This window comes from Sphingobium sp. RC1 (genome assembly GCF_059738765.1).
The window spans coordinates 2418137-2434732 of the sequence record NZ_AP027306.1 but is presented as its reverse complement, the minus strand read 5'-3'; the positions used below and the strand labels follow the sequence as shown (position 1 = coordinate 2434732).

The following is a 16596-nucleotide window of genomic DNA, read 5'->3' as shown; positions in this document are numbered from 1 at the left end:
GTCATAGCGCACTAAGGAGCCCCCGTCCGCCCAGGCGGACTCAAAGCGATCCTTCAGAAAGAGTGTCACGATGAGCCAGACTTCCGCTGCCCTCGGCCGCATCCAGCCCTCCGCCACCCTGGCGATGAGCGCGCGTGTGAATGCCCTCAAAGCCGAAGGCGTCGATGTCATTGGCCTCTCGGCGGGTGAACCCGATTTCGACACGCCCGATTTCGTCAAGGAAGCGGGCATTGCCGCCATCCGCAAGAACCTGACCCGCTACACCGACGTAGACGGCACCGCCGAACTCAAGGACGCGGTCGCCTTCAAGTTCAGCCGCGACAACGGCCTGACCTACAAGCGCAGCCAGATCAGCGTGAATTCGGGCGGCAAGCACACCCTGTTCAACGCGCTGGTCGCGACCGTCGATGTGGGCGATGAAGTCATCATTCCGGCGCCCTATTGGGTCAGCTATCCCGACATCGTGAACTTCGCGGGCGGTACCCCCGTCTTCGTAGAAGGCCCGGCGAGCCAGGGCTACAAGATCACCGCCGCGCAGCTGGACGCCGCGATCACGCCGCGCACCAAGTGGCTGATCCTCAATTCGCCCTCCAACCCCTCGGGTGCGGCTTATTCGGCCAGCGAACTCAAGGCGCTGGGCGAAGTGCTGCGCCGCCACCCGCATGTCCTCATCATGACCGACGACATGTATGAGCATGTCTGGTACGCGCCGACCCCCTTCGCCACCATCGCGCAGGTGTGCCCGGATCTTTATGATCGCACCCTGACCGTGAACGGCTGCTCCAAGGCCTTTTCGATGACCGGCTGGCGCATCGGTTTTGCCGGTGGCCCCGAATGGATCATCAAGGCGATGGGCAAGCTCCAGTCGCAGTCCACGTCGAACCCTTGCTCGATCAGCCAGGCAGCCGCCGTCGCCGCGCTGACCGGCGAACAGGACTTCCTCGAAGAACGCAACGCCGCCTTCAAGCGCCGCCGCGACATGGTCGTGTCGATGCTGAACGATGCGCCGGGCCTCGACTGCCCGACGCCTGAAGGCGCTTTCTACGTCTATCCCGACGCCAGCGGCGTGATCGGCAAGACCACGCCCAAGGGCCAACTGATCGATAGCGACGAAACGCTGATCGGCTACTTCCTCGACGAAGCCCGCGTCGCGGCCGTCCACGGCGCCGCCTTCGGCCTCTCGCCCGCCTTCCGCATCAGCTATGCGACGTCGGAAGAGGTGCTGGCCAAGGCGTGCAAGCGCATCCAGGAAGCCTGCGCCGCCCTCAAATAAGTCCCCTTAATCCTCCCCATGCCGAGCATGGGGAGGGTCGAAAAGAGGCACGTGACTCTCTTCGACAGCGAAGCTGGTGGAGGGGAAAAGGCGCAACACAAGCCGTTTCCTCCATCCTCTCCGAAAAAAAACGGACTCCGATCCGGCGCACCGTCTTGCAGCCAGAACAAGGCCGCCTATATCCCGTTTCAACTTGAAACTGGATTGCCCGGCCTCGTTCACCAAAGGCTAACCCTCCCACTGCTAATCCCCGTCCTTCCGGGAAATGATAGAAAGGAAGAAGGCCATGCTGGCATTCCTGAAATCCGACCTGTTCCTGCGCTTTCTCGGCGGGTTTGCGATCGGGTCCGCTGGCGTCTTCGCCCTCCACCTCGCCGATCCTCCGGCCCTGACGACCCCGGCCATGGCCGCGTCCGACAGCGCTCCCGAGGCGAATTCAAATGCGGCCCTTTAACGCCTTTCTCATTGCCCTCTCTGCGGCCGCCGCCGTCGCCTCTCCCCTGCGCGCCGAGCGCCCCGTATTGGCCCCGGCACCCGCAATAGATGCCCCGGCAACCCGAAAGCTGGAGACCGCAGTTTTTGCTGGCGGCTGCTTTTGGGGAGTCGAGGGCGTCTTTTCCCACATCAAGGGTGTCCGTCTCGTCACCTCCGGTTTTTCTGGCGGCCCTGCCAACCTCAAGATTGACTATGACCGCGTCAGCCAGGGCGACACGGGTTTCGCCGAAGCCGTCCGCGTCACCTACGATCCCCGACAGGTGAGCTACGGCACATTGCTGCGAGTATTCTTCTCGGTGATCGCGGACCCCACTACACTCAATTATCAAGGCCCCGATCGCGGCACTCAATATCGCAGCGCGCTCTTTCCCTTCACTCCGGGGCAGGACAAGGCCGCTCGCGCTTATCTGGCGCAACTGGACAAGGCGGGACTTTGGCGCGACCCGATCGTGACGAAGGTCGAGCGTTTCACCGGCTTCCAGTCCGCGGATGCCTATCATCAGGATTTCCTGACCCGGAACCCACGCCATCCCTATATCAAGCGTTGGGACATGCCCAAGCTCGCCGCGTTCAAGGCGATGTACCCCAACCTCTACAGCGTCCGCCCCTCAGCCTGAAAAGGACATAGCCATGACTCGGATCCAAGGATTGAAACTTCTATCGACCTTGGACGAGGATGGTCGGCTGACCGTGGAACTGGCGGATGAGACGCTACCGCCGCCTCGGGCCGACGAGGTGCTGGTCTGCGTAGAAGCTGCACCCATCAACCCATCAGACCTTGCCCTGCTTTTCGCCTCCGCCGACGTTGAAAAAGCTGATTACAGCGAAGGCCGGATCGTCGTCCCTATGCCCGACGCGGCCCGTCGCGCGCTGGCGGGGCGAGTGGGCCAGCCCATGACGATCGGCAATGAAGGCGCTGGCACCGTCATCGCCGCTGGCGAATCCCCGGAAGCTCAGGCCCTGCTCGGCAAGCGCGTCGCCCTGATCAGTGGTGGCATGTTCGCGCAATATCGCATCGTCAACGCCCGCGCCTGTATGGTCCTGCCCGATGAGGTGACGGCGGAACAGGGCGCTTCCGCCTTCGTGAACCCCATGACGGCGCTCGGCTTTGTGGAGACCATGAAGCGGGAAGGGCACAAGGCCATCGTCCACACCGCCGCCGCCTCCAACCTGGGCCAGATGCTGGTGCGCATCGCTAAGGAAGACGGCGTTCCGCTGGTGAACATCGTGCGCAACGACGCGCAGGTGGCCATCCTGAAGGACATCGGCGCGGACCATGTCCTCAACAGTTCAGAAGCGGACTTCCCGGCTCAGCTTGAAGCCGCCATCGCAGCAACCGGCGCGACCATCGCCTTCGACGCGATCGGCGGCGGCAATCTGGTCAGCCAGATACTGCACGCGATGGAACAGGTTGCGAGCAGGGATGCGCCCTACAGCCGCTACGGCTCCGACAGCCCCAAGCAAGCCTATATTTACGGCGCGCTTGACCTGTCCCCCACCATCCTGACGCGCAGCTTCGGTTTCGGCTGGTCTGTTGGCGGCTGGCTGCTCTTCCCCTTCCTGCAAAAGGCGGGACCGGAAACGATAGAACGGATGAAGCGGCGCGTGATGGACAATATCACGACCACCTTCGCCAGCCACTATAAGGGCCATATCTCGCTGTCCGAAGCGCTCAGCCGTGAAGCCGTGCTCACCTACAATGCCCGGCGCACCGGCGAGAAATACCTGATCGTTCCGAACTGATCTGGAGCGCGAAACTTCAGGAGCGCCGTTGCCGCGCTCCTGAAGTCTGAAACTGTCAGGCCGCCATCTGGTGCAGCACGCACAGCTTGTTGCCTGCCGGGTCGCGCAGATAGGCCAGGTACAATTTGCCCATGCCGCCATCACGAACACCGGGCGGATCTTCGCAAGTCGTGCCGCCTGCCGCGATCCCCGCCGCATGCCATGCATCGGCCTGCTCGGGCGAAGAGACCGAAAAGCCGATGGTGCCGCCATTGGCCGCGCAGGCCGGTTGACCGTTGAGCGGCTTGGAAATGGCAAACGCGCCGGTCGGCGTCATGTAGAAGACACGGCCCTTGTCGTCGATGAAACCCGGCGAGACGCCCAGAGCGCCCAGCGTCGCGTCATAAAATTGCTTGGATTTCTGAATGTCGTCGGCACCAACCATGATGTGGCTGAACATATGCATCCTCTCTGCCATTTCGAGCGGTCGGCAACCAACCGCGCTCACTGGCTAGTTTAGGAAAGGCTTCGAATAATGGAAGCCGGAAATATCCACGCGCATTGAGGAGACGCGATGAGATCGCAGCCTATCTCCGCTGAACCATAGCAAATGGGCGGAGCCTGCATCCAGACCCCGCCCGACAGCGTCACTCTAAAGCCGCGAAGCTTATTTCGGCGCCAGCACCATCAGCATCTGGCGGCCTTCCATGCGCGGATAGGCTTCGACCTTCGCGATCTCACCGACATTCTCCGCCACGCGCTGGAGCAGCTGCATACCGAGCTGCTGATGGCTCAATTCGCGACCGCGAAAGCGCAGGGTGATCTTCACCTTGTCGCCGTCACCGATGAAGTCATGGACCTTCTTCATCTTCGTATCATAGTCATGATCGTCGATGTTCGGACGCATCTTGATCTCTTTGAGTTCCTGCGTCTTCTGGGTCTTGCGGGCAATATTGGCCTTTTTCTGGGCCTCATATTTGAACTTGCCGATGTCGAGGAACTTGCAGACCGGCGGATCGGCGGTCGGCGACACTTCGACCAGGTCCAGGCCCAGTTCGTAAGCGCGCTCCATGGCCTCCTGCGTTAACATCACGCCCAGATTTTCGCCTTCGTCGTCGATCACGCGCACCTTGGGCACGGTGATGAACTCATTGTAACGGGGACCGGACTTAGGCGGCGGCGCCATCGGGCGGCGCATCATTGGGGGACGTATAGCGGCTTCTCCTATGGTTGTTCCAAAACGGCTCTGGCGGCCTTTAGCGCAAAGCCGAAAGGGGCGGCAAGTCCGCAGTTACGGAATCACCGGCCCCATGTGGCATCGCTGCCTCACTGCATATCGGGGGCGAGTACCTCTTTTGCAAGACGGGTGATTACATCATCGACCGCAAGGACGCTTTGCCCCTCCTTGCCCAACGCACGCAGCGCCACCGTGCCTTCATCGGCCTCGCGACGGCCAACAACCAGCAAATTCGGCACTTTGGCAAGGCTATGCTCGCGCACCTTATAGTTGATCTTCTCGTTGCGGACATCGACTTCGGCGCGAATCCCGGCGGCGCGAAGCTTTTCCACCACCGCGTTCGCATAGTCATCCGCGTCTGAAACGATGGTCGCGACAACCGCCTGCACCGGCGCCAGCCAGAGCGGGAATTTACCTGCATAATGTTCGATCAGGATGCCGATGAACCGCTCATAGGACCCGAAAATCGCCCGATGGAGTATCACCGGCCGATGCCGCTCGCCATCTTCACCCACATAGGACGCTTCGAGTCGCTCCGGCAGCACCCGATCCGACTGGATCGTGCCCACCTGCCAGGTCCGCCCGATCGCATCGGTCAGATGCCATTCCAGCTTTGGCGCATAGAAGGCGCCTTCGCCCGGCAGTTCCTCCCAGCCATATTCAGGCGTGTTCAGCCCCGCAGCCGCGACTGCGTTGCGCAGTTCCTCCTCGGCCTTGTCCCACATTTCCTCGGTGCCGAAGCGCTTGTCCGGGCGAAGCGCGAGCTTGATCGAGTAAGTGAAACCAAAATCCTTGTAGATCCGATCTGCCAGTTCGCAGAAGGCCCGCACCTCCGCCACGATCTGGTCCTCGCGGCAGAAGATATGCGCGTCATCCTGCGTGAATTGCCGCACCCGCATCAACCCGTGCAGCGCGCCATGCGGTTCGTTGCGATGGCAGCAGCCATTCTCATAGAAACGCAACGGCAGGTCGCGATAGCTTTTGATCCCCTGCTTGAAGATCAAAATATGTGCCGGGCAATTCATGGGCTTGAGCGCCATCCAGTCGACATCGTCGGACACCAGCGGCCCTTCATCCTCGACATTCGGCACCTCGTCGGGGATCACGAACATATTCTCGCGATATTTGCCCCAATGGCCGGATTGCTCCCACTGGCGCGCGTCCATCACCTGCGGCGTCTTGACTTCGCGATAGCCCGCATCGTCGATGGCGCGGCGCATATAGGCTTCCAGCTCGCGCCAGATCAAATAGCCCTTGGGATGCCAGAAGACCGAACCATGCGCCTCCTGCTGAAGGTGGAACAGGTCCATCTCCGCGCCCAACTTGCGATGGTCGCGCTTGCCCGCTTCTTCGAGGCGCGTGAGGTGCGCATCGAGCTGCTTCTTGTTGAGCCAGCCGGTGCCGTAAATGCGCGAGAGCATCGCATTCTTCTGATCGCCACGCCAATAAGCGCCAGAAACGCGGGTCAGCTTGAAGGCGTTGGGGTCGAGTTTCCCCGTCGAAGCCAGATGCGGCCCCCGGCACATGTCGAGCCACTCGCCACCGGACCAGTAAACCGTCAGTTCCTCACCCTCGGGCAGCTCGGCCGCCCATTCCGCCTTGAACGTCTCGCCTTCCGCCTTCCAGCGCGCGATCAGGTCCTCGCGTGTCCACACCTCGCGGCGCAGCGGTTTGTCGGCGGCGATCAGCTCCCGCATCTTCGCTTCGATCGCCGGCAGGTCCTCTTCGGTGAACGGCCGATCCTTCGGCGCGAAGTCATAGTAGAAGCCGTCGTCCGTCGCCGGGCCGAAAGTGATCTGCGTCCCCGGAAACAGCGCCTGCACCGCCTCCGCCAGCAGATGCGCAAAGTCATGCCGCGCCAGTTCCAGCGCGTCCGCCTCATCCTTGCTCGTCACCAGCGCGAGTTGCGCGTCGCCTTCCAAAGGCCGCATGATGTCGCGCAACTCGCCATCCACCCGCGCCGCGATAGCCGCCTTGGCCAGACCCGGCCCGATCGCCGCTGCAATATCCGCCGGCGTCGTGCCGGGCGCGACTTCACGCACGGAACCGTCGGGCAGGGTGATCTTGAGCATCGCGGACAAGGGACAAGTCTTTCTGTGGTTGGATGGCGGCGCAAAATGCCGCGCTTTCCCCATAAATGGGCGGCCCCGTCTGTCAATAGAAGGGCTCTTGCCAAGCACCTCCGCGCCAGGCAAGATGAATGTGTTGATATATCATTCAACAGGAGGGGTTCATGGCTTCAAGCTTTGCGCAATCCAACACGTCTCTGCCCGAACAACCGATGGGCGAGATGAATACCACCCCATTGATCGACGTGATGCTGGTGCTGCTGATCATGTTCATCATCACGATACCGATCCAGACCCACAGTGTCGGCGTCGACCTTCCCCAAACGCCTGACACGGTGACGCAGCCGCCGGTAAATCCAGTCAAGAACAGGCTGACGATCGATGGGGAAGGGGTGCTGCGCTGGAACGGGGCGGCAATCGATCGGCTCACTCTGCGCCAATATCTCGCCGCGTCCCTTGCGAAGCCTGTCGAACCGGAGTTGCAGTTCCAGCCCGCCGCTGACGCCCGCTATGTCGTGGTGGACGAAGTGCTCGCCGACATTCGCCGAGCGGGCGTCAAGAATATGGGCTTTGTTGGTAACGAGCGCTACGCCACCTTCTGACGGAAGGACCGCCAACATGATCCCTCTTGACCAGTCGCCCGGCGCATAGTCTTCTCTCATCGGGGACTACAGGGGGGATTCATGGACCAGGAACGCTTTTACGGCGAGAGCTTCGCCTTTGAAGGAAGCTGGCGCGAATATGCGCCCATCGCTTTTACCAACCTGCTGCTGACGATCGTCACACTGGGCATTTACCGCTTCTGGGCGACAACGCGGACGCGGCGCTATCTCTGGGCCAATACGCGTTTCATCGACGATCGGCTCGAATGGACGGGCACCGGTAAGGAGTTGTTCCTGGGCTTCCTCATGGTGGTGGCGCTCGTTGGCGCGCCATTCCTTTTCCTGCAGTTCGGTGCCCAGGCGCTTATCCTTCAAGGGCATGGCGGCGCGGCGGCCATACTGACGCTGGGCGCCTTTGTCGTGATCTTCTACATGGTCGGCCTCGCCCGCTTCCGCGCTCTCCGCTACCGGCTCAGCCGTACCTGGTGGCATGGCATTCGCGGCGGTAGCGATGATCAGGGCTTCGGTTATGGCATCTCATATATGTGGAAAAGTGCCGTCGGCAGTCTTTGCCTTGGCCTGATGATACCCTGGTCGATGATGTCATTGTGGAACGAGCGCTGGAACAAGATGAGCTTCGGCCCGCATATGTTCGAAGCGGCGGGCGATCATGGTCCGGCGTTCAAGCGGTTTCTGCTTTTCTACCTCTTGCCCATTTTGCTGTTCATGGGGGGAGGGATGATGGCTGTGATGATGCGCTCTCCTGAGGCGGGCACCGCTGGACAGCAAATGACGGGAATGATTCTGGGCATCGCCGCCTTCGTATTGACCTTTTACCTTGGTCTGGGCCTGATTGCGCTCGCCTTTTACGCCAAATTCTTCCGTCTGGCGATCGAGGGGCTTTCGCTTGCCGGGCTCAATTTCCAATTCTGTGCCCGGACAAAGGACTGGCTTCTGCTGTTCCTCGGCGACATCGCGCTAGTCATTTGCACCCTCGGTATTGGGTCGATTTTCCTTCAATATCGGCACTGGAAATTCTTCGTCACCCATATGGGTGCGACCGGCGAAATCTACACCGACGAACTTACCCAGTCGCAGACGAAGACCAGCCGCCATGGCGAAGGCCTGCTCGACGCGCTCGACGTAGGTGCCTTCTGACCGGCCTGCCCGATTTCCGGCTCTGGCATTATGACGGCGTCACCGCGACCCGACGGAGCGTGCTTCTCCGTCCGGTCGGGGACGGTTTCGTGCTGGAGGAGCCGGAAAGCGGATGGGCTGGTGCGCCAGCCATCTGGTCCGACCTGACCGTGATCGGCGCGGACAGCGGGCGTTCTACCTATGGGCACAGCGCCATTCCCGGGTGGCGCATGGGTTTTTCAGGAGAGCCGCCAGCGGGTCTGTCCGCGCATCTGCCCCGGGGCGAACGCTATGGCCGCTGGATCGACCGCTTCGGCTTCTGGCGTGCGGCCGGGCTGTTCACGGTTGTGGCGGGACTGGTTGTCTGGGGTGCACTTGAAGCCCCCGGCGCCATCGCCCCGCTGATCCCGCAATCCTGGGAAAACCGGATGGGCGATACCATGGTCGGGGATTTTGGCGGCCGCTTCTGCCACACGCCCGCCGGGGATGCCGCGTTGCGGACGTTGGCAGAGAGGATCGATCCCCATCATGAAGCGCGCGAAATCACGCTTGCCAACATCCCGATGGTCAATGCGGTAACGCTGCCCGGCGGCCGCATCATCCTGTTCGACGGCCTCATCCAGCAGGCCGGCTCGCCCGACGAGGTCGCGGGTGTCCTTGGCCATGAACTGGGCCATGTTCGTCACCGCGACACATTGACCGGCCTTGTCCGCCAACTTGGCCTTAGCGCTGTGCTCGGCGGAGCAGGAGGCGGTGCAGGCAGCTACCTCAACGGTGTGCTCGCGCTCAGCTATGGGCGGGAGGCCGAAGCGGCAGCCGACAGCGTCGCCATCGATCAGATGCGCGCCGCCAGCATTTCCCCCGCCGCCACCGCGGCCTTTTTCGAAAAGCTCGGCGGCAAGGAGGCGGGGAGGCAAGAAAGGGCCATGACATGGCTCTCCTCGCACCCGCTCTCCGCCGATCGCCGCCGCCGTTTCGCCGATGCGGTCCAGCCGGGTTCGGCCTATCGCCCCGCCCTCGACCGCGCTGCATGGCAGGCGCTGCGCTCCTCCTGCGCGGCCGACCCCAAGGTCGCGAGATTCTGGGGGAAGGCCTTCTGATCAGGCGAAGAGCAGCCGCGCCTGATCCCCGGTCTGCTGAAGAAAGGCGATGGGACCACTAATCGAAATGCCGTCCGGCAATTCACTGGCGACGACATCATGCAGCGCCATGCCGCTCTGGCAAGCAAGGATGGTGACATCCAGCGCCAACGCCTCGGCGATCAATTGGCTAAGGGAAGGCAGGCCCGCTGCCAGATGTGCGGCGTCCTCTGGCGCTTGGGCGGTTTGCCGCAGCAGCGCCACCGCATCCAGTTGCAGGAAGATGCTGGCCGCTCCGCCTAAGGCCGCTTGCGCGCTCGCCAGCACCAGTGCGCCGCGTAGCCGCTCTGCGTCAGCCGTGACGACGACAATCCTCAGCTCGCGCATAGTTCAGTTGCGCACGCCTTGCAGCCGGGGTCCTTGGCGACGCTGACCGTACGGAACCGCATGGAGAGCAGGTCGGCGAGCAGCAGCTTGCCTGCCATGTCCGTGCCGAAGGGCACCAGCGCCCGAATGACCTCCAGCGCGGCCAGGCTTCCCATCACGCCGGTAAGAGCGCCAATCACGCCTGTCTCGGCGCAGTTCCGCTCCGGCGCATCCTGCGGATCGCCGACAAGGCAGCGATAGCAGGGCTGATCGGCTTCCCAGCCGCGATAGGTTGCGAGCTGCCCCTCGAACGGCCCGACCGCCGCCGACACCAACGGGATGCGCAACCGCTGCGCGCAGTCCGCCACTGCCAACCGCGTCGCGAAACTGTCGCATCCATCCAGAACGACATCCGCGTCCCGCAGCATAAGCGCGGCATTGTCCGCATCGATCCGCGCATTGAGGGGGATCAGCTTCACATCGGGATTGAGCCGCGCCACCGCCGCCATCGCCCCTTCGGCCTTCGCGACACCGATGTCGCCGGTGCCGAACAGCACCTGCCGCTGCAAATTGGAAAGCGCGACATGGTCGTCATCGATGACCCGGATCGTGCCAACGCCCGCCGCCGCGAGATAGAGGATAGCGGGGCTACCGATGCCGCCCGCGCCGATCACCGCGACATCGGCCGACAGCAGCCGCGCCTGACCCGCGCCGCCAATCTCCTTGAGGACGATATGGCGGGCGTAGCGCTCCAGCTGCTCGTCGGAAAAGGTCATGAGCGACTCACTCCCGTCGATCCGAAACCACCCGAACCCCTGACCGTTTCGTCCAGTTCCTCGACCTCTGCGAAGCGCGCCATCTGCACGGGCGCCGCCACCAGCTGCGCGATGCGGTCCCCGCGTGAAATGACGAAGGGTTCAGCGCCAAGGTTGATGAGGATGACCTTCAATTCCCCCCGATAATCCGCATCGATCGTGCCAGGCGTATTGGGCAGGCTGATCCCATGCTTCAGCGCCAGCCCTGACCGTGGCCGCACCTGCACCTCATAGCCATCGGGAATCGCCATAGCGAAGCCCGTCGCCACGGCATGCCGCCCGCCCGGCACGATGATCACATCCTCGGCGGCCACCACGTCCATGCCCGCCGCATGCTCGGTCGCATAGGCAGGCACCGGCAGCCCCACACCATGGGGCAGGCGCTTCAGACGGATTTCAATCGGAGAGAGAGGGGAGGACATTGGCAACCTTTTCGATGATTCGGGTGGCGACGGCATCCTTGGGCAAATGCTCCCAGCTTTCGATGCCGTTCGCCGTGACGATATGCACGCTGTTGCTGTCGCCGCCCATCACGTCACCTGACACGTCATTGGCGATGATCCAGTCCGCACCCTTGCGCGCCAGCTTGGCCTCAGCATGTTCGGCAACCTTCTCGGTCTCGGCGGCAAAACCAATGAGCAGGGCAGGGCGCCCCGCATGTTTGCCCAAGGTGCCCAAAATGTCAGGATTCTCCACCAGCGCGAGCGGCGCAGGCTTGCCTGACCCATCCTTCTTCAGCTTCTGTTCGCAAGCATCAGCCGTGCGCCAGTCGGCAACCGCCGCCACCATGATCGCCACATCGGCTGGCAGCGCGCCCTCGACCGCCGCCAGCATCTCCCGCGCGGTTTCCACATCGACGCGATCCACGCCCGCAGGCGTCGGCAGATGCACCGGCCCGGCGACCAAAGTCACCCGCGCACCAGCCCGCGCCGCCGCCGCCGCGATGGCAAAGCCCTGCTTCCCCGAAGAGCGATTGGCGATGTAGCGCACCGGATCGATCGGCTCATGCGTCGGCCCAGCGGTAACCAGAATATGCCGCCCTTTAAGCGGCAGTTCCGCGCCCTCAAAATCCGGCTGACCGGCAAGCGGATCTTTCGCAACCGGATGCTCAAGCAACCGCTCAATCTCTTCCACGATCGCTTCGGGTTCCGGCAAACGCCCCTTGCCGAACTCGCCACAGGCCATCTCGCCGCTGTCAGGCTCCATCAGATGGACGCCATCGGCATGCAGGCGCGCAAGGTTCCGCTGCGTCGCGGCATGATGCCACATGCGCACGTTCATCGCGGGCACCACCAGCACCGGCTTGTCGGTCGCCAGCAGCAGCGTCGTCGCAAGATCGTCGGCAATGCCATTCGCCATCTTGGCAAGAATGTTCCCCGTGGCGGGCGCGACCACGACCAGATCAGCCTGACGGCTCAGCTGGATATGGCCGATCTCGCGCTCTTCCTTCAGGTCGAACATGTCACCATAGACATGATCCTCGGTCAGCACGCCCAAGGACAGCGGCGTCACGAAATTGGTGGCGCTCTCGGTCAGCACCGCCCGCACGGCGATGCCGCGCTTCTTCAGAAGCCGCACCAGCTCCAGCGACTTGTAGGCCGCGATGCCACCGGCGACGATCAGGAGGATGCGGCGCTGAGTCATAGTTGTAGATGTAGCAGGGCCGTAACGACCGCTCCAGTCATCGCGGCCATTCCCGCCACGGCGGCATAGCGCCATCCCCCGCCAATGCGGATCAGCCTGACTTCGGTCAGCGGCGGCGGCGGCGGCGCACCGCCCTTCTCGGGAAACGCCTCCTCGATCCGCCGCACAAGGCCGGGCAGCCGTTGGAGCGTCCGCCAATTTTCGATCAGCGCATCGGCGGCTTTGGCTTCCGGCCCCAGTTCCGCGCGCAGCCATTCCTTCACATAGGGGCCGCTCGTCTCCCACAGGTTGATGTCGGGATCGAGCGCGGTCGCCACGCCCTCCACCATCACCATGGTCTTCTGGAGCAGCAGCAGGTGCGGCTGCGTCTGCATGTCGAAATCGCGGGTGATGGCGAACAGCCCGTCCAGCATGCCCCCGACCGATAGTTCGCGCACCGGCTTGCCCCGCATCGGCTCGCCCACGGCGCGTAGCGCGGTCGCGAATTCCTCCACATTATGATGACCGGGCACATATTGCGCCTCGAAATGGATTTCGGCGACCCGCTTGTAGTTGCCGGTAATCAGGCCGTAGAGAATCTCCGCCAGCCACATGCGCGCCCGCCGGTCGATCCGCCCCATGATGCCGAAGTCGATCGCCACAATGTCGCCATTGGCGGTGACGAACAGATTTCCCTGATGCATGTCGGCGTGGAAAAATCCCTCGGCAATCGCCTGCCGCAGGAAAGCGTTGACCAGCCGCGCGCCCAGTTCCTTCACATCATGACCCGCCGCGATCAGGGCGTCTCGATCGGAAATCTTGATCCCGTCGATCCACTCCATCGTCATGACCTTGCCGGTCGTGCGATCCCAATCGATCATGGGCACGCGATAGCCCGGCATCGCCTCCATCGCCTCGGCCAATTCGGATGCCGAAGCGGCTTCGCGGCGCAAGTCCAACTCGCGCGCGGTCCAGCGCTTCATGTTGGCGATGACCAGGCGCGGCCGCAATCGCGCGACCTCGCCCCCCAACATTTCCACATGGGCAGCGGCCCATTCATAGGTCTGGATGTCGCGGTTGAACTGGTCCGTGACGCCTGGCCGGATCACCTTCACCGCGACATCACGGCCGTCGGTGGTGATGGCGCGATGCACCTGCGCGATCGATGCGGCGCCCACCGGCGCCTCGTCGAAGCTGGTATAGATGCTCTCCAGCGGACGCCCGAAACTCTGCTCTATCTGCGTGCGAATGGTCGCGAAAGGCACAGGCGGCAGCGCGTCCTGCAACCGCAGCAGATCGTCCGCCGCCTCTTCCCCAACCAGATCAGGACGAGTCGCCAATGTCTGTCCCAGCTTGATCGCCGCAGGCCCGATCGCCTGAAAGGCATCGGCATAGCGAGGTTGCCTGGGCACCCGCGCCCCCACCCGCGCCAATCGCACCAGCCGCCTCACGGGCGTAGGCGTCAACGGATCGCGCTCAATCCCCCGCAGCGCCCCATGTCGCGCCAGCGTCCGGCCCCATTTCAGCAGCCGCCAGATATGCGTAATGTGGGATGGCATCTACCTAAGCCCCTCCCTTTCAAGGGAGGGGTTGGGGTGGGTGCGCCGCGGCAGCGGCGCTGCTCTGACCTCGGAACGGAAGACGCTCGCGTTGCTCGTCCCCACCCTTCGAAGCAGGCACGTGATTGCTTCGAACCCTCCCCTGAAGGGGAGGGGCTTTGAGTGCCCCACCATCAAATCTTCCACCCCGAATGGATCGCCACCAACCCACCAAGGATCGGCTCGACCTTCGTCTGCACGAAGCCCGCCTCGCGGATCATCCGCTCGAATTCAGGCATCGGCGGAAAGCGCCGGATCGATTCAATCAGATACCGATAGCTGTCCTCATCATCGGCGAGCAGCTTGCCGAGCTTCGGCACCAGCCGATGCGAATAGATGTCATACACATCGGCAAAGCCCGGCCAGGTTGTCGTGGAAAATTCCAGGCAAAAGAAGCGCCCGCCAAATTTCAGAACGCGATGCGCTTCCCGCAGCGCCTTGTCGATATGCGTCACGTTGCGGATGCCAAAGGCGATCGTATAGGCGTCGAAGCTGCGGTCCTTGAACGTCAGTTCTTCCGCATTCTGCTCCGACCAGATCAGCCCTTCCAGGCCCTTCTTCTTCGCGCGCTCGACGCCCACCGCCAGCATTTCCGGGTTGATGTCGGACACGGTGACATGTGCACCATGTTTGGCCAAGCGAAAGGCGATGTCGCCGGTGCCGCCCGCCATATCCAGGATCGCTTCATCCTTGCGCGGCTTCACACGTCCGACAAACTGGTCCTTCCACAGCCGGTGGGCGCCGACGGACATGGCGTCGTTCATCAGGTCATATTTGGACGCGACATTGGAAAAGACCGCGCGCACCATCCCCTGTTTTTCAGAGGCATCCACGTCGCGATAGCCGAAAGAAGCAGTGTCGTTCATAGGCCAGCCTCCTAGAGCATTTGCATGTCCGGTGGAAACACCCCAGATCGGCGAAAATGTTCAGTGACTTGTCGGCATAATTCGGCCTGACGATCCGATCGCTATCCAAGAGAGATTTGAATGCCTGAACTGCCCGAAGTCGAAACCACGGTCGCTGGCCTTCGGTCGGTGCTGGAGGGCGCGGTTCTGACCCGTGTCGAACCACGCCGCGCGGATCTCCGCTTCCCCATACCTGTCGATTTGCGGCAGCGGCTGACGGGCGCGACCGTCACATCGCTGTCCCGCCGCGCCAAATATGGACTTATTGAAACCAATCGCGGCGACACGCTGATCTTTCATCTTGGCATGTCGGGGCGTTGGCGAATCGACCCGGCGGAGATCGGGGCGCACGACCATCTTCTGATCGAGACCGGAAGCGGCCACCTGCTTTCCCTTAACGATCCACGCCGCTTCGGGTCCATCGACCTCGTGCGCACCGACGGCTCACAGGCTTACGGTCCCTTCACCCGCATGGGGCCGGAGCCACTCGGACCTGATTTTTCGGCTGTCTATCTGGCACAGGTGCTGAAAGGGAAGGCGACATCGATCAAGGCGGCGCTGCTCGATCAGCGAATCGTGGCAGGGCTTGGTAACATCTATGTCTGCGAAGCGCTCAACATGGCGGGCATCTCCCCAACGCGCGAGGCGGGGCGGATCAGTCGGGCGCGGCTCGGGCTGCTGGCCGACGCGATTCGGGAGGTGCTGACAGCCGCGATTGCGGCCGGAGGTTCCACCCTGCGCGATTATGCCCGGCCCGATGGGGAGCTTGGCTATTTCTCCAAACAGTGGCGCGTCTATGGCCGGGAAGGCGAAAGCTGCGCCTGTGGCGGCGTGATCCGGCGACGCGTGGACGGCGGGCGGTCGACCTTCTACTGTCCGAAATGCCAGAAATAGCACGCGCCTTCCCGTTGACGCTTGGGTTTATCCCCTGTAAGGGGCGCACCTTCACAGGGACGGCTGGCGATTCCGGCTGACCCTATTCACGAGATTTGACGAGACCGAGGACTTTAAATGGCCAATACGCCGCAAGCCAAGAAGCGCATCCGCCGCAACGCACGCCGCGCCGAAATCAACGGCGCCCGCATCAGCCGGATTCGTACCCTGGTGAAGAAGGTCGAATCCGCTCTCGCCGCTGGCGACAAGTCGGCTGCGGCCACGGCGCTTCAGTCCGTCCAGCCTGAACTGGCTCGTGGCGTCGCACGCGGCGTGCTGCACAAGAACACTGCGGCTCGTAAGTTCGGCCGTCTCACGAAGCGAGTTAGCGCGCTCGCCTGAGCCGCTTCACTCGATCGTCACGTAAAAGTCGAAAAACCCGTCCCGCTCTGGGGCGGGTTTTTTCATGATTCCGTCACGCGGCCGTAACGGACATCCGCAGTTTCCCGCGATTCCCTCACGATTCGAGCAAAAGGGCGCAGGGGTGTATATTTGCTAACTATCTGAATTTGCGTGATATTATGTTCATTTCGCCATTTTCCCCGGTTTTCCGCGTCAACGTCTTTATTTCATATTTTTGAAGGGCCTTGCCCTTGATCAGGCGAAGATTGCCTGTCTATTTTCAACTCTCTGATCGCCACTCGAATCGATTCCGGTGATCGTCATTAGGTTGTTTTTGCGCAGACTTGTTGGGGAAGCTCCCGCTTTTCCAAAGGGATTTTTGCGTCTGATGGTCCCTGCC

At 62.4% G+C, this 16596-nt stretch carries 18 protein-coding genes; 9 read left to right on the top strand and 9 right to left on the bottom strand.

What is annotated here, in order from left to right:
- Nucleotides 1-70 precede the first annotated feature (70 nt).
- The 4 genes from AC6JBC_RS12135 to AC6JBC_RS12120 all read left to right on the top strand — a co-directional run bounded on the left by AC6JBC_RS12135 (nt 71) and on the right by AC6JBC_RS12120 (nt 3511).
- Complete coding sequence (locus tag AC6JBC_RS12135; protein ID WP_498024498.1) at nt 71-1273, top strand: pyridoxal phosphate-dependent aminotransferase; 1203 nt, start codon at nt 71-73, stop codon at nt 1271-1273.
- Between the two features lie 286 nt (nt 1274-1559).
- Entirely contained in the window at nt 1560-1727 is a 168-nt protein-coding gene (locus AC6JBC_RS12130; protein ID WP_464771752.1) for a hypothetical protein, read from the top strand.
- The gene (gene msrA, locus AC6JBC_RS12125) at nt 1714-2385 is read left to right on the top strand and encodes a peptide-methionine (S)-S-oxide reductase MsrA (RefSeq protein ID WP_498024497.1); all 672 of its coding nucleotides are present in this window, start codon (nt 1714-1716) and stop codon (nt 2383-2385) included. The genes AC6JBC_RS12130 and msrA overlap by 14 nt, the downstream gene beginning before the upstream one ends.
- 13 nt (nt 2386-2398) lie before the next feature.
- Nucleotides 2399-3511: a zinc-binding dehydrogenase gene (locus AC6JBC_RS12120; RefSeq protein WP_498024496.1), complete on the top strand. Its 1113-nt coding sequence runs from the start codon at nt 2399-2401 to the stop codon at nt 3509-3511.
- Between the two features lie 55 nt (nt 3512-3566).
- Here the strand turns inward: AC6JBC_RS12120 and AC6JBC_RS12115 are convergent, their stop codons facing one another.
- The 3 genes from AC6JBC_RS12115 to thrS form a co-directional block, all read right to left on the bottom strand.
- Entirely contained in the window at nt 3567-3950 is a 384-nt protein-coding gene (locus tag AC6JBC_RS12115; RefSeq protein WP_498026075.1) for a VOC family protein, read from the bottom strand.
- 207 nt (nt 3951-4157) lie between these two features.
- Complete coding sequence (gene infC / locus AC6JBC_RS12110) at nt 4158-4691, bottom strand: translation initiation factor IF-3 (protein WP_449470959.1); 534 nt, start codon at nt 4689-4691, stop codon at nt 4158-4160.
- A 125-nt stretch (nt 4692-4816) separates the two neighbouring features.
- Nucleotides 4817-6799: a threonine--tRNA ligase gene (gene thrS / locus AC6JBC_RS12105; RefSeq protein ID WP_498026074.1), complete on the bottom strand. Its 1983-nt coding sequence runs from the start codon at nt 6797-6799 to the stop codon at nt 4817-4819.
- A 161-nt stretch (nt 6800-6960) separates the two neighbouring features.
- On the opposite strand from thrS, the gene AC6JBC_RS12100 reads away from it, so the two are divergent.
- The 3 genes from AC6JBC_RS12100 (at nt 6961) to AC6JBC_RS12090 (ending at nt 9635) form a co-directional block, all read left to right on the top strand.
- Nucleotides 6961-7398, top strand: a complete 438-nt coding sequence (locus AC6JBC_RS12100; protein WP_498024494.1) for an ExbD/TolR family protein — start codon at nt 6961-6963, stop codon at nt 7396-7398.
- An 81-nt stretch (nt 7399-7479) separates the two neighbouring features.
- Nucleotides 7480-8556, top strand: coding sequence for a YjgN family protein (locus tag AC6JBC_RS12095; protein ID WP_498024492.1), 1077 nt, complete (start codon nt 7480-7482; stop codon nt 8554-8556).
- Nucleotides 8557-8615: 59 nt separating this feature from the next.
- Nucleotides 8616-9635, top strand: coding sequence for a M48 family metallopeptidase (locus AC6JBC_RS12090; protein WP_498024490.1), 1020 nt, complete (start codon nt 8616-8618; stop codon nt 9633-9635).
- Here the strand turns inward: AC6JBC_RS12090 and AC6JBC_RS12085 are convergent, their stop codons facing one another.
- The 6 genes from AC6JBC_RS12085 to AC6JBC_RS12060 form a co-directional block, all read right to left on the bottom strand.
- Nucleotides 9636-10001: a DsrE family protein gene (locus AC6JBC_RS12085; RefSeq protein WP_498024488.1), complete on the bottom strand. Its 366-nt coding sequence runs from the start codon at nt 9999-10001 to the stop codon at nt 9636-9638. It lies immediately after the preceding gene.
- Nucleotides 9989-10756: a HesA/MoeB/ThiF family protein gene (locus AC6JBC_RS12080; RefSeq protein ID WP_498024486.1), complete on the bottom strand. Its 768-nt coding sequence runs from the start codon at nt 10754-10756 to the stop codon at nt 9989-9991. Before AC6JBC_RS12080 ends, AC6JBC_RS12085 begins: the two co-directional genes overlap by 13 nt.
- A complete protein-coding gene (dut, locus tag AC6JBC_RS12075) occupies nt 10753-11217 on the bottom strand; it encodes a dUTP diphosphatase (protein WP_498024485.1) in 465 nt (154 codons plus the stop codon). The genes AC6JBC_RS12080 and dut overlap by 4 nt, the downstream gene beginning before the upstream one ends.
- Nucleotides 11192-12439 carry a bifunctional phosphopantothenoylcysteine decarboxylase/phosphopantothenate--cysteine ligase CoaBC gene (gene coaBC / locus AC6JBC_RS12070; protein ID WP_498024483.1) on the bottom strand — a complete coding sequence of 416 codons (1248 nt, stop codon included), beginning with the start codon at nt 12437-12439 and terminating at the stop codon, nt 11192-11194. Before coaBC ends, dut begins: the two co-directional genes overlap by 26 nt.
- On the bottom strand, nt 12436-13977 hold the full coding sequence (gene ubiB / locus AC6JBC_RS12065; RefSeq protein WP_464788023.1) for a 2-polyprenylphenol 6-hydroxylase: 1542 nt from the start codon (nt 13975-13977) through the stop codon (nt 12436-12438). Before ubiB ends, coaBC begins: the two co-directional genes overlap by 4 nt.
- 173 nt (nt 13978-14150) lie before the next feature.
- Nucleotides 14151-14882: a class I SAM-dependent methyltransferase gene (locus AC6JBC_RS12060; protein WP_498024481.1), complete on the bottom strand. Its 732-nt coding sequence runs from the start codon at nt 14880-14882 to the stop codon at nt 14151-14153.
- A 120-nt stretch (nt 14883-15002) separates the two neighbouring features.
- Here AC6JBC_RS12060 and mutM point away from each other — a divergent pair, with 120 nt between their 5' ends.
- Together mutM and rpsT are read left to right on the top strand one after the other, a co-directional pair.
- The gene (gene mutM / locus AC6JBC_RS12055; RefSeq protein WP_498024480.1) at nt 15003-15815 is read left to right on the top strand and encodes a bifunctional DNA-formamidopyrimidine glycosylase/DNA-(apurinic or apyrimidinic site) lyase; all 813 of its coding nucleotides are present in this window, start codon (nt 15003-15005) and stop codon (nt 15813-15815) included.
- A 117-nt stretch (nt 15816-15932) separates the two neighbouring features.
- Nucleotides 15933-16196: a 30S ribosomal protein S20 gene (gene rpsT / locus AC6JBC_RS12050; RefSeq protein ID WP_449470969.1), complete on the top strand. Its 264-nt coding sequence runs from the start codon at nt 15933-15935 to the stop codon at nt 16194-16196.
- The last annotated feature ends 400 nt before the right edge of the window (nt 16197-16596 follow it).

Coding starts and splice junctions, on each gene's coding strand:
- AC6JBC_RS12135 (WP_498024498.1), top strand. CDS start 71: ATGAGCCAGACTTCCGCTGCCCTCGGCCGCATCCAGCCCTCCGCCACC.
- AC6JBC_RS12130 (WP_464771752.1), top strand. CDS start 1,560: ATGCTGGCATTCCTGAAATCCGACCTGTTCCTGCGCTTTCTCGGCGGG.
- msrA (WP_498024497.1), top strand. CDS start 1,714: ATGCGGCCCTTTAACGCCTTTCTCATTGCCCTCTCTGCGGCCGCCGCC.
- AC6JBC_RS12120 (WP_498024496.1), top strand. CDS start 2,399: ATGACTCGGATCCAAGGATTGAAACTTCTATCGACCTTGGACGAGGAT.
- AC6JBC_RS12115 (WP_498026075.1), bottom strand. CDS start 3,950: ATGTTCAGCCACATCATGGTTGGTGCCGACGACATTCAGAAATCCAAG.
- infC (WP_449470959.1), bottom strand. CDS start 4,691: ATGATGCGCCGCCCGATGGCGCCGCCGCCTAAGTCCGGTCCCCGTTAC.
- thrS (WP_498026074.1), bottom strand. CDS start 6,799: ATGCTCAAGATCACCCTGCCCGACGGTTCCGTGCGTGAAGTCGCGCCC.
- AC6JBC_RS12100 (WP_498024494.1), top strand. CDS start 6,961: ATGGCTTCAAGCTTTGCGCAATCCAACACGTCTCTGCCCGAACAACCG.
- AC6JBC_RS12095 (WP_498024492.1), top strand. CDS start 7,480: ATGGACCAGGAACGCTTTTACGGCGAGAGCTTCGCCTTTGAAGGAAGC.
- AC6JBC_RS12085 (WP_498024488.1), bottom strand. CDS start 10,001: ATGCGCGAGCTGAGGATTGTCGTCGTCACGGCTGACGCAGAGCGGCTA.
- AC6JBC_RS12080 (WP_498024486.1), bottom strand. CDS start 10,756: ATGACCTTTTCCGACGAGCAGCTGGAGCGCTACGCCCGCCATATCGTC.
- dut (WP_498024485.1), bottom strand. CDS start 11,217: ATGTCCTCCCCTCTCTCTCCGATTGAAATCCGTCTGAAGCGCCTGCCC.
- coaBC (WP_498024483.1), bottom strand. CDS start 12,439: ATGACTCAGCGCCGCATCCTCCTGATCGTCGCCGGTGGCATCGCGGCC.
- ubiB (WP_464788023.1), bottom strand. CDS start 13,977: ATGCCATCCCACATTACGCATATCTGGCGGCTGCTGAAATGGGGCCGG.
- AC6JBC_RS12060 (WP_498024481.1), bottom strand. CDS start 14,882: ATGAACGACACTGCTTCTTTCGGCTATCGCGACGTGGATGCCTCTGAA.
- mutM (WP_498024480.1), top strand. CDS start 15,003: ATGCCTGAACTGCCCGAAGTCGAAACCACGGTCGCTGGCCTTCGGTCG.
- rpsT (WP_449470969.1), top strand. CDS start 15,933: ATGGCCAATACGCCGCAAGCCAAGAAGCGCATCCGCCGCAACGCACGC.